The organism is Staphylococcus lugdunensis, assembly GCF_002901705.1.
Lineage (GTDB): Bacteria > Bacillota > Bacilli > Staphylococcales > Staphylococcaceae > Staphylococcus > Staphylococcus lugdunensis.
In genome coordinates this window covers 41,580-56,580 of sequence record NZ_PPPV01000012.1, presented here as the reverse complement: position 1 = coordinate 56,580, position 15,001 = coordinate 41,580, and the positions used below count along the sequence as shown (strand labels likewise).

Annotated in this window: 14 protein-coding genes, 7 tRNA genes and 1 pseudogene; 1 reads left to right on the top strand and 21 read right to left on the bottom strand. The window is 32.6% G+C overall.

Going from position 1 to position 15,001, the window contains the following annotated elements:
- Nucleotides 1-41: 41 nt before the first annotated feature.
- The 5 genes from CD041_RS01025 to CD041_RS01005 form a co-directional block, all read right to left on the bottom strand.
- Entirely contained in the window at nt 42-386 is a 345-nt protein-coding gene (locus CD041_RS01025) for a YlbF/YmcA family competence regulator (protein WP_070648692.1), read from the bottom strand.
- A 65-nt stretch (nt 387-451) separates the two neighbouring features.
- Complete coding sequence (locus CD041_RS01020) at nt 452-1,570, bottom strand: DUF445 domain-containing protein (RefSeq protein ID WP_070648690.1); 1,119 nt, start codon at nt 1,568-1,570, stop codon at nt 452-454.
- A gap of 213 nt (nt 1,571-1,783) precedes the next feature.
- Nucleotides 1,784-2,248, bottom strand: a complete 465-nt coding sequence (gene xdrA / locus CD041_RS01015; RefSeq protein WP_002458764.1) for an XRE family transcriptional regulator XdrA — start codon at nt 2,246-2,248, stop codon at nt 1,784-1,786.
- Between the two features lie 195 nt (nt 2,249-2,443).
- Nucleotides 2,444-3,067, bottom strand: coding sequence for a response regulator (locus tag CD041_RS01010; protein ID WP_002477980.1), 624 nt, complete (start codon nt 3,065-3,067; stop codon nt 2,444-2,446).
- A 21-nt stretch (nt 3,068-3,088) separates the two neighbouring features.
- The gene (locus CD041_RS01005) at nt 3,089-4,201 is read right to left on the bottom strand and encodes a GAF domain-containing sensor histidine kinase (protein ID WP_060795476.1); all 1,113 of its coding nucleotides are present in this window, start codon (nt 4,199-4,201) and stop codon (nt 3,089-3,091) included.
- A gap of 167 nt (nt 4,202-4,368) precedes the next feature.
- Between CD041_RS01005 and CD041_RS01000 the strand changes: the two genes are divergently transcribed.
- Nucleotides 4,369-5,205 carry an RluA family pseudouridine synthase gene (locus CD041_RS01000; protein WP_002477978.1) on the top strand — a complete coding sequence of 279 codons (837 nt, stop codon included), beginning with the start codon at nt 4,369-4,371 and terminating at the stop codon, nt 5,203-5,205.
- 64 nt (nt 5,206-5,269) lie between these two features.
- Here the strand turns inward: CD041_RS01000 and fumC are convergent, their stop codons facing one another.
- The 16 genes and pseudogenes from fumC to CD041_RS00920 form a co-directional block, all read right to left on the bottom strand.
- Entirely contained in the window at nt 5,270-6,655 is a 1,386-nt protein-coding gene (fumC, locus tag CD041_RS00995) for a class II fumarate hydratase (RefSeq protein ID WP_070648688.1), read from the bottom strand.
- A 127-nt stretch (nt 6,656-6,782) separates the two neighbouring features.
- Nucleotides 6,783-7,178: a hypothetical protein gene (locus CD041_RS00990; protein WP_002458759.1), complete on the bottom strand. Its 396-nt coding sequence runs from the start codon at nt 7,176-7,178 to the stop codon at nt 6,783-6,785.
- Between the two features lie 173 nt (nt 7,179-7,351).
- Nucleotides 7,352-7,522, bottom strand: a complete 171-nt coding sequence (locus CD041_RS00985) for an SAS053 family DNA gyrase inhibitor (protein ID WP_002458758.1) — start codon at nt 7,520-7,522, stop codon at nt 7,352-7,354.
- A 39-nt stretch (nt 7,523-7,561) separates the two neighbouring features.
- Complete coding sequence (locus CD041_RS00980) at nt 7,562-8,161, bottom strand: 6-phosphogluconolactonase (protein ID WP_070648686.1); 600 nt, start codon at nt 8,159-8,161, stop codon at nt 7,562-7,564.
- A 165-nt stretch (nt 8,162-8,326) separates the two neighbouring features.
- Complete coding sequence (gene trmL, locus CD041_RS00975) at nt 8,327-8,797, bottom strand: tRNA (uridine(34)/cytosine(34)/5-carboxymethylaminomethyluridine(34)-2'-O)-methyltransferase TrmL (RefSeq protein ID WP_002458756.1); 471 nt, start codon at nt 8,795-8,797, stop codon at nt 8,327-8,329.
- A gap of 1 nt (nt 8,798) precedes the next feature.
- Nucleotides 8,799-9,941, bottom strand: a complete 1,143-nt coding sequence (gene queG, locus CD041_RS00970) for a tRNA epoxyqueuosine(34) reductase QueG (protein ID WP_103284502.1) — start codon at nt 9,939-9,941, stop codon at nt 8,799-8,801.
- 457 nt (nt 9,942-10,398) lie between these two features.
- Nucleotides 10,399-11,123 (bottom strand): annotated as a pseudogene (locus CD041_RS00965) (amino acid ABC transporter ATP-binding protein).
- On the bottom strand, nt 11,116-12,573 hold the full coding sequence (locus tag CD041_RS00960; RefSeq protein WP_002477974.1) for an ABC transporter substrate-binding protein/permease: 1,458 nt from the start codon (nt 12,571-12,573) through the stop codon (nt 11,116-11,118). The pseudogene CD041_RS00965 and the gene CD041_RS00960 overlap by 8 nt, the downstream one beginning before the upstream one ends.
- Before the next feature lie 147 nt (nt 12,574-12,720).
- Nucleotides 12,721-13,779 carry a PTS sugar transporter subunit IIC gene (locus tag CD041_RS00955; RefSeq protein WP_002458752.1) on the bottom strand — a complete coding sequence of 353 codons (1,059 nt, stop codon included), beginning with the start codon at nt 13,777-13,779 and terminating at the stop codon, nt 12,721-12,723.
- A gap of 616 nt (nt 13,780-14,395) precedes the next feature.
- Nucleotides 14,396-14,479 (bottom strand) — tRNA-Leu (locus tag CD041_RS00950).
- Between the two features lie 38 nt (nt 14,480-14,517).
- Nucleotides 14,518-14,592: transfer RNA gene (locus CD041_RS00945), tRNA-Gly, on the bottom strand.
- A 6-nt stretch (nt 14,593-14,598) separates the two neighbouring features.
- Nucleotides 14,599-14,672, bottom strand: a tRNA-Cys gene (locus CD041_RS00940).
- 5 nt (nt 14,673-14,677) lie between these two features.
- Nucleotides 14,678-14,749, bottom strand: a tRNA-Gln gene (locus CD041_RS00935).
- A gap of 11 nt (nt 14,750-14,760) precedes the next feature.
- Nucleotides 14,761-14,833: transfer RNA gene (locus tag CD041_RS00930), tRNA-His, on the bottom strand.
- Nucleotides 14,834-14,835: 2 nt separating this feature from the next.
- Nucleotides 14,836-14,909, bottom strand: a tRNA-Trp gene (locus CD041_RS00925).
- Nucleotides 14,910-14,920: 11 nt separating this feature from the next.
- Nucleotides 14,921-15,001 (bottom strand) — tRNA-Tyr (locus CD041_RS00920).

Below are 15,001 nucleotides of genomic sequence, written 5' to 3'. Positions count from 1 at the left end.
ATCTTCGAGAAGTTTTAAATCACATGTTTTATAACATTAAATTAGTCAGCGTAAATCTCATCTAATGGTTTAACAATAATTTGATTGATTTCTTGGAATACTTGACTCATTTTTTGTTCTGCTGCCATTAACTCAGAAATATTTTCATCTTTTTCAATTTCTTGAGCTTGTTCTTGCGCTTTTTGCAAGTCTTCTTCTGGAATTTCTTCACCTTGCATTTGTTTTTGTTGGAAACTCATTTGTGTTTCACGGAATTCATCAAATAATCTTTTTGAATCTTCATTAGCTTTTACTTTAGAAAAAGCATCTTTGATTGCTTTATATTCATCACTATCTCTTAATGCTTGTTCTAATTGGTTTGCATAATCATATAAATTTACTGCCATGTTGTATTGACACTCCTTCTAAAATTTATTAACAACTCTTTAATACTTTAACATAAACTGATTGCTTACACAAAGATTGCGACTATACCTTGTAGTAGCCCTATAATGCCGCCTAATAAAAAGCCTAATGACATTATTAAATTTAATTCTTTTTTAGCAATATCAATTATTAAACGTTCTATATAATCTAAATCAAACGTATTAATTTGTTCTTCAATTACTGCTCTTAAATTAAACTTTTTCATAATAGTAGCTAATTCAGTAGATAGAAATTGTATAGCGACCTGTGTCAGTTGTTTAGCAATATGCTGTTCTAGATAATTGAATAATTTAGGTGCTAAATCACTTAGTGGTATATTGACTTTATTTGAAACAGCAGCCATTTCTGAACACGATGTAGCTATTTGTCTTACTTGTTCCATTGAGACGATTTCATTTAACTTTTTCCCTTTAAAAGTAGTATATTCGTTACGGATAATATTCTTCAATATGGCATTTGCCTTAGGGTGATGAGTTAGGCGAATTAATTCATGCTGAATACGTTCGGCAATACTTTCCTTTGTCATAAACATTTGTAATAGTCCAATAATTTTTCCTTTTTCTAAAAAGAAAGTATCTAACATGTCTTCAATATCGTGTCTCCCGCGTGTCGATGTTAAATAACGATGCACTCTATCAATCAGCAATGCTTCTAATGCATCTATTTTATCTTCTGCTAAATCCATCATGCTCTTAGGCAGTATATCTTCAATCGTTTTATGTTTGTGGTCCTTATAAAACTGAATAAATAGTTTCTCGACTTCAGAAGGCATTTTACTTATAACAAAATGTTCCATATCAAAGTTTAATTTTTGAGCTACCTGTTGCAATGTAACTCGATCTTTGCGTAATCGACTAATCTGATGTTGAATCATATCTTGAATGGATTGTTTAGTTTCAGGTTGCATTAGTTTTTGACGGATAAGTTTTTCGGTTAAAAGGTGTTCTTCTATAACTTGACCTATTTTAGTTGCAATTTCACCGCGCCTTTTAGGAATTAAGCCGGGTGTAAATGGAATACGAATTTTCAAGAAATAGTGAGGTCGATAAGGGTGGAATAACATTCGAATAGCAATTATATTAGTTATACCTCCAATAATCGCACCAATGACAACCATAAATAAAATAATTAAAAAAGCATGCATAAACATATACTCCTATTGTCTTATCATTTTGTACCGCATTATATCATACTAGCATTCTAATGCTATGAGATGACACTATAACAAAAATTAAAATGAGGATAAGACTCGAATAACTTGTCTTACCCTCACATATCCATTCCAATTAAGTGCTTTAATCTAATGGTTTGAATGACTTAATCCATTATCGATTCTCTTGTCACTCAAATGTTGTTATTAAACATGTAGTAATTCGTCTTTTGCATTACGAGTAAAATATGTTTCTGCTTCTCTCAACTTAGAAGTCCCAAAAATAGGCTGTTTATCTGGGTTTAATACGCGATAAATATCGCTAACTTTATTGCCTTGTAATATGTAACCATAGCGTGATTCTAATGTATTCCAGTAGATATCACTTGTTGTTTCGTGGTTAGGATATGCACAATGATTACGTGAAATTGTTTGTACAATTTCTAAAGGATCACAACCAAATGTACTATTTAAGACATCTGAATTTCTAAATAGTGCACAAATTGATACACAAGTCGTCCAATTTGGTAAAACACGTTCTTTTTCAATTTGAACTAATGTCTTTTTTGAAAGTCCAATGGTTTGAGCCATTGTATCTTGAGTATAACCGGCTTCTATTCTAACCATTTTAAATTTTGTTTGAATTAAATCTGTAAAACTCTGTCTATCCATTATATTATCTACCTTTCTGTTAGGGAATCTTCTATAATTTTTTCCGGACACAAGAAATTGCAATAATACACATTTCTTGAAACACAAATTACATCTTAATATATTTTTCGCAAAATTAAAAGAGTGAATTTTACTTTACTGACTTTTTTTATAAAGACAAAATTATCTAAATAATCCAACACTTTGATTTCAGTATCAAATCAAGTTATTTTGCATAGCATAAATAGCAGCTTGAGTACGATCTGAGACTTGTAACTTATTAAAAATGTGACTAACATGCGTTTTTATTGTTTTTTCTGATACAAATAATGTTTCAGCAATCTCTCTGTTTGTTTTTCCTTTGACCATTTCTCGTAAAACGTCAATTTCTCGTTTTGATAATTTATTGGTATAATGCGGTTTTTTGGCCACAGCTTCCATTACAGTTTTGGCTTCTGGGTGAATAATGCGTTCACCTGCTAAAACACGTCGTATTGTTTCAATAAGCTTTGCTGGTTCTACATCTTTCATTTCATAGCCATCTGCACCCTTATTTATCGCAGAAATGACATGTTCGTCATCTACATAACTTGTTAATACCAGCACTTTGATGTCAGAATAGTTCTTTTTTAAAAATTCAGTCACCTCAATACCATTCATCTCAGGCATTACTAAATCTAATAAAACAATATCAGGTGGCTGGTTCTCACTTAAATAACTTATAAATGATGCACCATTCGCAAAGCTTTCAATGACATTGAATTCTTCAACTGTTGATAACAAAAATTCTAATCCTTGTCGGACAATATGATGATCATCTACGAGTATGATATCCGCCACAGAGACAACTCCTTTGCGTAATTATGTTAATGGAATTTCAATATAAATTGCGGTTCCTTGGCCTACTTCTGCGTGTATTTCAATCTTGCCTTTCATTGAACCGACCCGCTGTTTTAAATTTTTCAACCCTAATGATTGATTATCAGTTACCTGAGTAATATCAAATCCTTTTCCTTGATCCACAATAGACATATAGAGCATATCATTGTGCTGTTTAATAGTTACATCAACATCTTCTGTATTTGCATGTTTCTTGACATTATTCATCGCTTCTTGAGCAATACGATATATATTTTCCTCAATGGTATTAGGTAATTTAATCAAACCATCTACAGAGACATTTAAGTTTATTTGTAATAGTTCACTATAGTGATATAATGCATGAACTAGTCCTTGCTCTAACCCAACTGGTTTCAATTGCCATATTAATGAACGCATTTCATTTACTGCTGATTGGCTGATATCTTCAATGGTTTGAAATGCTTTTTGGGCAGATTGATCCGTTGTCATGCCTTGGGCAGCATGAGCGGTAATCTTTAGAGAAAATAGCATCTGATTAACTGAATCATGTAAATCTCTAGCTAGTCGGTTACGCTCATTGACACGCGCACGTTCTTTTTCTTTGTTGGTAAGTAAGATACGTTTAATTGCAGAGCCAATTTGAAAAGCGACAGATTCTAAAAGTTCTAAATCATCATCACTATATGTATGTTTATGAGGAGCTGCAACATTAAGCAGCCCAAACTGTTCATCTCCTGATTTGAGTGGCACCGTTGCATGATGTGTGATGTCTTCTGTTTCATCGCTATAGGCTTGGGCGGCCAAATTTATACGCGAACAATTGATAATATTAGATGCCTTTGTCAGTTTATGGTTATGATATGCACGTACACACCAACATGAACCTTCATGCATAAATTGACACTGCTCACGCTGTAAAGCACCAGGTAAATCCGAATCAGCAACCAATTCATGATGTCCACTGTCATCAATAAAGAAAATCCAACCAGTAGTAAACTGGCTGCCCTGCAATAAATAATGCAAAGCACCATTCATCATACTATACATTTCTGTTTCTTCATTTAAAAATTCCGCTATTTCTTTTAGCAATGCCAAACGAGAAGGTTGTGACATAAAATCTCTCCAATTACCAGCCATATTATTTATATTATACATGTGTGGTTTTAATTTTAAAAATAAATTTTATTAATCATTCTTGTAAAATGATGAAAATAAAACAGTTACACGTTATGTTATTCAAAAATTATGATAAGATGATAGAGAATGCGTAGGAGGATTCTATGAAATTTAAAATACCTGAAGATTATAACAACCTAACATTAAGAGAAATTTTTCAAACTTTAAAAGTTCCTAAAAAAGATTTACATCAGCTGAATATGTCAAAAGAAATTACGATTAACAACGCACCTGCTAGATTAAGTAATCAAGTCCATACCATGGATTGTGTTGAAATTCCTACTGATGAAGAAAAAAGTAATTATTTACCAAGTTATCGTTACGCTCAAATTTATTATGAAGATGATGATTTAGCTATCGTAATGAAACCAAAAGGCGTCAAAACGCATCCTAATGATCTAAAAGAAAGCAACACATTAATGAACCACATCATTTATACATTAGATAGTGAGTATGCTGAACCCATACATCGTTTAGATCAAGAAACAGTTGGGTTACTCATCATTGCTAAAAATCCACTTATGAAAAAAATTCTTGACCGAATGCTAGAGGACAATAAAATTACTCGAATCTACAAAGCAAACGTTAATGCACTATTGCCCATAAAACCTCAAACTATAGATATGCCAATAGGTAAAGATAAATTCCATCCCAATAAGCGTCGCATATCTAATACTGGACAACGTGCCATTACACATATACTTGCTTCCACAATGTTAAAAGAAGGTGTATGCCAGTTAGATATTAAGCTAGATACAGGACGCACACATCAAATTAGAGTACATTTAGCTGAAATAGGACACCCTGTTATTGGTGACCCTTTATATGGTGATTCAAAACTACGAAAATTAGAATTAAAAAGTTATCAAATTGATTTTGTCCATCCTTTAACTCAACAGTTTATATCAGTTAACTTAGATGACAATCCTATTACCAAATAAACATTGCGGCCTCAGTAACGATACTATGAGTTATTACTGAGGCTCAGCAATTTATTATTGCCTGTTAATGAGGATCAACCATGCTTTCAGGTTTTATCCATGTTTCAAATTGAGCTTCTGTAACATAACCAGAAGCAATTGCAGATTCTTTTAAGGTTAATCCTTCTTTATGCGCTTTTTTGGCAATTTGTGCTGCTTTTTCATAACCAATATGTGGATTTAAAGCAGTTACTAGCATTAATGATTGATTTAAATAATTATTAATATTTTCTTCGATTGGTTCGATACCTTTTGCACAGTTATCGTTAAAGGTTTGCATACCATCAGCTAATAAATAAATGGATTGTAGTGTGTTGTGTAAAATGACCGGTTTAAAGACATTCAATTCAAAATTACCTTGTGAGCTAGCAATACCTACAGTCGTATCATTGCCCATGACTTGAACTGCCACCATAGTTAACATTTCACATTGTGTTGGATTCACTTTACCTGGCATGATAGATGAACCTGGTTCATTTTCAGGGATAGCAATTTCTGCCAAACCAGCTCTAGGACCAGAGGCTAACCATCGAATATCATTAGCTATTTTCATCAAATCTGCAGCAAGTGCCTTTAATGAACCGTGCAATTGCACAACTTCATCATGTGATGTTAATGCATGAAATTTATTTTCAGATGATACAAATGGATATCCTGTGTTTGTCGCAATATATGTCGCCACTTTATCTCCAAATTGTGGGTGAGCATTAATACCAGTACCTACTGCAGTTCCACCAATCGCTAAATTTAATATGTGACATTTTGACTCTGCTAATAATGTCTCACACTTTTCTAGCATATAACGCCAACCACTTATTTCTTGTCCTAAACGAATAGGTGTTGCATCTTGTAGATGTGTCCGTCCAATTTTAATAATATGATTAAATGAATGTTCCTTTTCTTCAAAAGTGGTACGTAATTGCTGTAAAGCGGGAACAAGTTTGGTTTCAATTTCATGATAAAGTGCTACATGCATCGCAGTTGGAAATGTGTCATTAGAACTTTGTGATTTATTGACATCATCATTGGGATGAATCTGCTCATCGCTTTGTTGTTCTTGTAAATATTGATTAGCCACGTAACTTACTACTTCATTCACGTTCATATTACTTTGTGTACCACTGCCTGTTTGCCACACTACCAATGGAAAATGATTGTCTAAATTACCATTCAAAATCTGATCACACGCATACACAATGGCATTTGCTTTAGCATCACTTAACTTTCCTAATTCGTGATTAGCTAATGCAGCAGCACGTTTCAATTGCGCAAAGCCGTAAATCACTTCAATAGGCATTTGTTCTTTGCCAACTGGAAAGTTACGTTTACTACGTTCCGTTTGTGCCCCCCAATACTTATCAGCTGGCACTTCTATTTCTCCAAATGTATCATGTTCAATTCGTACTGACATACGTGTATCTCCCCTTATCAATTGATTGTTTAACAGTAGTATAGCACTATTTAAAATCAAAGGGCAACGCGCAAATAAAACGTTTTCACTAAAATCCAATTAAGTATAGTTAATCGATATTATTTCTTTACTTAGTGTATTTATTTTTGACGGCTTGCACTGTTGCAAAAGCTGACATGATATATAAAATGACACTTAAAGTTAAGGTAATTGGACTGAATGAGATTAACAAGCCTAATATTCCATTGAAATTGCTATATAAATGATCAAGTGTGTAACATAGTATCCCCGTAACTAATAATATGCACACAACACTAATCACTATGCCGATGCGATTACTTTTTAAAAAAGCAATTGCATTAACATCATCTACAAGTCCTTTAGATAAATTAAGCTGTAACTTCACAACTTTAAATAATATAGGTAAATATAAAGCTCCCAAAGCAATCGGGAAACCTTTAATTGAAATCAAACTAATAATTATCGTTAATATGATGATATGTAACCAATATTTGCTGAACATTCGCTTTCTCCTCTAAATGTTTTCTTCTAATTTTAGCATAAAATCTGACGTGCTTCAGATTAAATTAAAAAGGAACGAGATAAGTCATTTTGACTTTATAATCTCGTCCCTTTTTAATTATATTATATAGTATTTACATCATAAGCATTCATTACAAATCATTTTGTTAGTCTTTATGAATTTGAAGACTTTGATGTATCATGCGATTGATTAACTTTTTCTTCGTCATTTTTCTCTGAGATGTGTTCCATTTCTTTGCCCAGCTCTTTTAAGTCTTCTAAATTTTCAACCATCGCATTCTCTTCCTCATGATAATTTAAACGACTCTTTTTTTCTTTTGACATTAAAATGACCTCACTATATTATTCATAATCGCTTTTACTTTAAGCAAACCGATCAGTAAAGTAATGACGTACATCTTCTGGCAAACCTTCAGCTGCCGCTTCGTCTAAAATAACCGTTACCATACGATGTGCTTTTAAATCAGCAGGTTCAAAATTAGATTTTCCATTTTCATTATACAGTTTTTCTACTACTTCTTTTTTATTATGTCCTGTAATGACTAAGATAATTTCTCTAGCATTTAACAATCCTTGACGTAGACTGATATTAAGGTTTCCTTGATCATCAATTGAAGCTACTTGTAACATTAGTTTCCCTTTATTATCTTTTGTTTTGATTTTATCAGAGATAAACGCTTCAGCATCTTGATCGTATGAGATAGGATAAATTTGACTCTCAGGAACCCCCAGCGCTTTGAAATATTCTTGATTTTGATCATAGTCAAGAATGTTAATTTGGCTGAAGTCAACCGCATGTTGGTCAACATTCTTTTTAAGCATATCAAGTACTGGTGATGCCTCTTTGTTTAAATGAAATCCAGCAATTGTAGTAGGATTATTGTTAAATTGTTTTCTAATGATATCTGCTGAATACTCTGCAACTTGATCTTTATTTTCAAATACTTTAAAGTTCATTGCCATTTTTTATTACACTCCTCAATTATAACTTTAATAAAAATTAATGATATTAATTGTATATTACCCTATCTAAGGCTATTAAAACTATGATATATCATCGCTTTTTAATATCAATATAAATATATCATTAAATTACAATGAAATAAATTAAGTCACTATTTCCCTTATTTATGACAAACCGTAAAATTTTTGTTGTCTTAATGCTTCATAAATAAGCAAAGCAGCTGTATTTGATAAATTTAAAGACCGTATATTACTGTTCATTGGAATTCGTAAGGCAGTGTCAGCATATTTTTCTTTTACCCATTGTGGCAATCCTGTAGTTTCACGGCCAAATATAAAATACAAATCGTCATCACGATCAGAGAAATCAAAATCACTATATGTTTTTTTACCAAATTTAGTTAGTAAAAAGTATTTACCTGAAGTTGTTTCAAAAAATGATTCAATACTTTCATGATAAGTAATATTTACAAATTTCCAATAATCTAGACCTGCACGTTTCAACATTTTATCATCAGTACTAAATCCGAGTGGTTTTATTAAATGTAAATGTGTGTCAGTGCCAGCACATGTACGAGCTATATTACCTGTATTAGCAGGTATTTCTGGTTGATATAAAACAATATGATTTGTCATTTTAATTTCTCCTCATTTCTAAACCTTTTATCATTTCTTGTTGTACTTCTTCAACTTCTTCAGCAAAATGTGCATCGATAAATGATTGCGCATTATAACCATCGATTTGTCCTATTGCCCAGTAAGCTGTTGCTCTTATCATTGGTCTTTTATCATTAAGTGCAACTTCTTTTAATTCGGGTAGTGCTTCTTCGGCTTTAAAATGTGCTAAGGCAATAATTGCATTTCTTTGAATAGGTTTCTTTCCTCGCCACGCACCAGCTAAATGTCCATAAGTATTTTTAAATTCTTTATTACTCATTTGTAATAATGGAATTAATCTTGGTTTTAAAATTTCTGGTTCTAGAATAATATCATCGTGTTCAGTATTGATCCCTTTATTTTTAGGACATACTTGTTGACACGTGTCACAACCATATAAACGATTCCCTATTTTATAACGATATTCATCAGCTAAATATCCTTTTGTTTGTGTTAAAAAGCTAATACACTTTTGACTATTTAGTTGTCCGTTACCAACTAGAGCACCTGTTGGGCAACGATCAACACAAATTGTACAATCACCACAACTATCTAAAATGGGATCATCTGGTTCAAAAGGAATACTAACTAACATTTCTCCTAAATATGACCAAGTTCCCAATTCTGCATTAATAATAAAGCCATTTTTTCCAACAAAACCTAGACCTGCACGCTCAGCTACAGCTCTATCCGATAAAACACCTGTATCAACCATACTTTGGATTTCAACATCAGGTACTTTACTTTGAATAAATTCAGCTAATTTATTTAGTCTATTCCGCATAATTGTATGATAATCTTGTCCCCATGAAGCACGTGCAAACATACCTCTGCGATCACCACGTACACTTTTAGGCGCACCTTTTAATTTATTAGGATATCCGACAGCAATTGCGATGATAGAGCGCGCAGTAGGCAAGCTAAGCTTTGGTTCTGTTCTTAATGCTATATCAGATTCTTCAAATCCAGATGCGTAACCTTTTGCATGATAATCTTCTAATTTTTGCTTCAATTCATCAAATGGATCAGCTGTAGTAAAACCTATTTGATCAATTCCAATGCTGTGCGCAAATTGAATAATTTCTGTTTTTAAATGAGCTGTATTCAACTCTAAGCCTCCCATTGAAAATTTACATAAGTCATTTTACCACAATTTCACACTAACACTTGGATAAAAATTCACAAATGAAATTGAAATTGATAGAACTATAAATTTTTCATTAATCAAAACATGTTAATCTTTAAATTAAAATACAAGATGGGACGTAAAATCAAAAAAACAGCACAAAGATGGTTTTAAATAAATCAACTTTGTGCTTCTTTTATCTTCAATAATTTGTACTTGAAAAAACTATGCTTTATCTTAATCCACTTAATATAATAATGAAGAATCTGGAACATAATTATGTTTTTAACCTATGACTAAATATTGGCAGTAGTTGAATGGATAGAAAATGCGCTTATACCAAGCTTTTTTCAATCCTTGTCAATCTTACCAAGAGGCAGGATAGAATTTCATAATGAATTCTATCCTGCTCCCTTAAACTTGTCAGAGACATCTATGTCACAATATCACTAGACTATGATAATACACGTGATAAGAAATTTTGAGTTCTTTGTTCTTTTGGATGTTCAAATATATCTTCAGGCTTGCCTGTTTCAACAACATAGCCATCAGCCATGAAGATAACTTTATCACTAACATCTTTCGCAAAACTCATTTCATGCGTTACTATAACCATTGTCATACCTTCTTTAGCTAAAGATTTTATGACTTTTAACACATCATTAACAACTTCTGGATCTAATGCAGATGTTGGTTCATCAAATAATATGACGTCTGGATGCATTGCCAAAGCTCTAGCAATTGCGACTCTTTGTTTTTGACCTCCAGAAAGTTGATTCGGATAATTTTCAGCTTTTTCCGCCAAACCAACTTTTTCTAATAAATTATGTGCTTCTTTTTTTAACTTGTCTAAATCACCTTTTTTTAATAATTTCGGTGCCATGTATATATTTTCAAGTACTGTTTTGTGTGAAATAAGTTAAAACTTTGAAAAACCATTCCCATATTTTGGCGTAATTCATTTAAATTAACGTCTTTACTTGTTAATTCTTTTCCTTCAAAAATTACATGTCCATCTGTTGGTTGTTCAAGTAAATTCATACATCTTAATAATGTACTTTTACCGCTCCCTGATGGCCCAATAATGGATACAACTTCACCTTTATGAACCTCTAAATTTATATCTTTGAGTACTTCATTTTTATCAAACGACTTAATTAAATTTTTAATTTTAATCACTGGCCTTCATTCTCCCTTCAATTAAAGTCATAATTCTAGATAATGAGAATGTTAAAACAAAATATAATCCCGCAGCTAGTAGTAATGGTGTAAACGGATCAAATGATATGCCTTGAACAACTTGAGAATTAAACATAACCTCACTCACACCAATTGTTGATACGATTGATGACTCTTTAATCAATGTCACAAATTCATTTCCTAAAGCAGGTAAAATGTTTTTAATCGCTTGTGGCATAATGACATTTTTCATTGTTTGATTGTAATTTAAACCTAAACACTGAGCTGCCTCCGTTTGTCCTTTATCTACTGCATTGATACCAGCTCTAATAATTTCAGCAATATATGCTGATGAGTTAATAATTAAAGCGATTATCCCGCAAATAAATGCTGAAATATCTAATCCTAATGCAGCAGTAGTACCAAAGAACACAATGAATACTTGCACAAGTAATGGTGTTCCTCTAATTATTTCAATATAAGCAGCAGCTATCCACGAAATGATTTTAATTTTACTCAATTTTGCTAATGCAATTAGCGTTCCCAAAACTGCACCAATAATAACGCCAATAGCTGATAATATAATTGTATTGACTATACCTTTAACGAAGAAACTGCCATATTTAGTAAAAAAGTTACCATCATCTGACATTTCTTTAGAAGCTTTATCCATATATTTATCAATTAAATTATGATCTTTGACATCTTTAATCGATTTATTGATATGTGCCATTACTTCTGGAGAATCTTTAGGTATAGCTATAACTGTTGACTTTTTATCCTCATTAAATTTCACAGATGCTAAAGTTAATTCTTTATTTTGCTTTAAATATGCTTCTGCTACAGGTTTCTCAATTACTACCGCATCTACTTTATGACTTTTTAAAGAAAGAATAGCATCTGGTAAACGCGTCAAAGAAGTGATACTTGCGTTTTCTATTTCAGTCTGTGCAATTTTTTCTTGCTCAGTAGATTTTTGAACAGCTATTTTTTTATTAGCTAAATCTTTTAATGAATGATACTTTTTAGCATCACTTTTCTTGACTAAAACCGTATTATTAGAATACATATATGGATCACTAAAATCGACTTCTTTTTTACGTTCAGGTGTTGAAGTCATTCCTGAAATGATGATATCAATTTTTCCTGTTTTTAATGCTCCCAATAAACTATCAAACTGCATATTTATAATTTTTAGTTTAAGATGGTTATCTTTAGCAATCTTTTTTGCAAGTTCAATATCTACACCAGCATATTCATTTTTTCCATTAACATTATGCTCAAATTCCATAGGTGCATAATCTGCTGATAAACCAACCTTTAGTTCTCCACTTTCTTTAATTTTCTCCCAATTTTTATCCTGTTCTGCATGTGCAATCGGTGTTATGTTGGCTATCGTTAAACCACATACTATGGCAACAACCATTAACAACTGTATTAACTTTTTCATGATTGCCCCTCCTTTTCGATGTTCATTATTATACATTTAAATAAATATATATGCAATATCTTTTTTTAAAAAAGAGTACACAAAATGAAACAAATCATCTTGTGTACTCTTTTATATCTCTGTATATATGCTCTTTATAAGCAAATATTACTGCTTTGGAATTTCAAATCTATAAATATCGTTAGTATAACCAGGAATGATTTTTTTGCATAATTCATGTATAATAAATGCGCTAGCAAATGGTATGATAAAATAACCAAACGCTAATAAGATTATATTCATAGTTACATCGCCAGTCATACGATTTAATGCATTTATTGGCCCTACTAATCCTGTATAACCAAATCCTGCAGAAAGTGGTGTCCCTTTTATACCAATCGAATAAGCAATTACTCCACCAATTACGCCATTAATAGCCAAAGGAATCATAATGATAAGATGTTTTAAATAAACTGGTATCATCATTTTTGCTGCACCGATTAACAATACAATATTGACACCCGCTGAATTTACCCTTAATGAGCCAAATATGAAAGTTACGCAAGCTGCTACTATACCCATATTAGCCGCACCACTTCCCAAACCATCTAAACTAATAGCCGTTGCAATAGCTACTAAAGAAATCGGTGTAACCATTAATAATGAATAAGTGACACAAATCAGAATAGACATCAGCAATGGATTAAGTTCAGTAAATGAATTAATCATATGACCTAATGCCTTAGTTATAGTTTGAACATACGGTAAAGTATACAAGCCAAATATACCGCTTAAAACAGGTATGGCAACAGGTAAAATAATCATCTCTAAAGATCCAAATTTATTCTGAAAAATTAAATATAAAAAACAAGCAACAATTACTACTAAAATAACATTAATTATATCGCCGATACCTTTTAAGGTAACCCCACTAGTTGTAATATGTATCGCACCAGAACCTAACATTGCAGAAGTTCCAATCAGCGTAGCACCAGCACCATTAAATTTAAATTGATGTGCTGCTAAAACACCTATTATAAATGCCATAAATGATTGTATAACAGTAACCAATTGAAAAATCATACCCAAAAATTGGTAATCATCCTTAAATAGCTTTAATAACTCCCCCAATAAGGCATTAGGCAACAGCGCAATAACTACTCCGGCCCCTACAGCATTCAATATATTACTAAAGAAACCTTTTACATTAACATGTTGTTTAGTCATTTCAAACCTCCAATAATTACATTAGATTAATAATATTATACTCATCGGCATTAAACAACCAAAATTTTCATTAATCGTAAAAAATCAAATATAGTGATATAAACAGGACCTCAATTCTAAGACTATAACGTCTTTATTAGCTAATTCAACAAAGATAATGACTGATTAACCAAATATTCCATTTCACTAGCAACTCTTAAAAATTACAATATCTTATTCCAATTTAGTATTACCTTTATAAAATTGTATATCTTGTACTAAGGTTTAATTACCTGTAAGTATCAATTTATAATGATTTCTCAAACTTTTTATAATATCTTTCTATCATATCTAAGTAAAAATTAATCAAAAGTTTTAGGTTTCCAATGATAATATAATTGCATAAGTCGAGGGAAAGCTACTAGTTACAATCCCGCTTAAAAATATGTAAAAAATTTTGTTACTACAAGTTTTGGCAAAGAATCATTACTACAGAAATATGCTCAACAGTTGGCTCGATTTCAATATATGGTCTATGAACTATCGTCGCAAAATAGCTTTATGACTTATTAGGATTTCATTTGAATTTTTCACATAATAAAAAACCTCTAAACACTACAATGTTTAGAGGTCAATATACCGGCGGTCGGGGTCGAACCGACACTCCAATAAAGGAACGGGATTTTGAGTCCCGCGCGTCTGCCAATTCCGCCACGCCGGCACAGTTATAAATAAAAAACTTCCTGTTGGAAGCAATATTGGAGCGGAAGATAGGATTTACACCTATACCTCATTCCGGGAAGGAATGTGTTCTAAAAGTTGAACTACTCCCGCATAACCTGGAGGCGGCAACCGGATTTGAACCGGTGATAAAGGTTTTGCAGACCTCTGCCTTACCACTTGGCTATGCCGCCAATAACTGGGCTAGCTGGATTCGAACCAGCGCGTGACGGAGTCAAAGTCCGTTGCCTTACCGCTTGGCTATAGCCCATTAATAATAAGGGCGGTTGAAGGGAATCGAACCCTCGAGTGTCGGAACCACAATCCGATGCGTTAACCACTTCGCCACAACCGCCATGGCAGGGGCAGTAGGAATCGAACCCACATCAAAGGTTTTGGAGACCTCTATTCTACCGTTGAACTATGCCCCTATTTAAAAATATGGAGGGGGGCAGATTCGAACTGCCGAACCCGAAGGAGCGGATTTACAGTCCGCCGCGTTTAGCCACTTCGCTACCCCTCC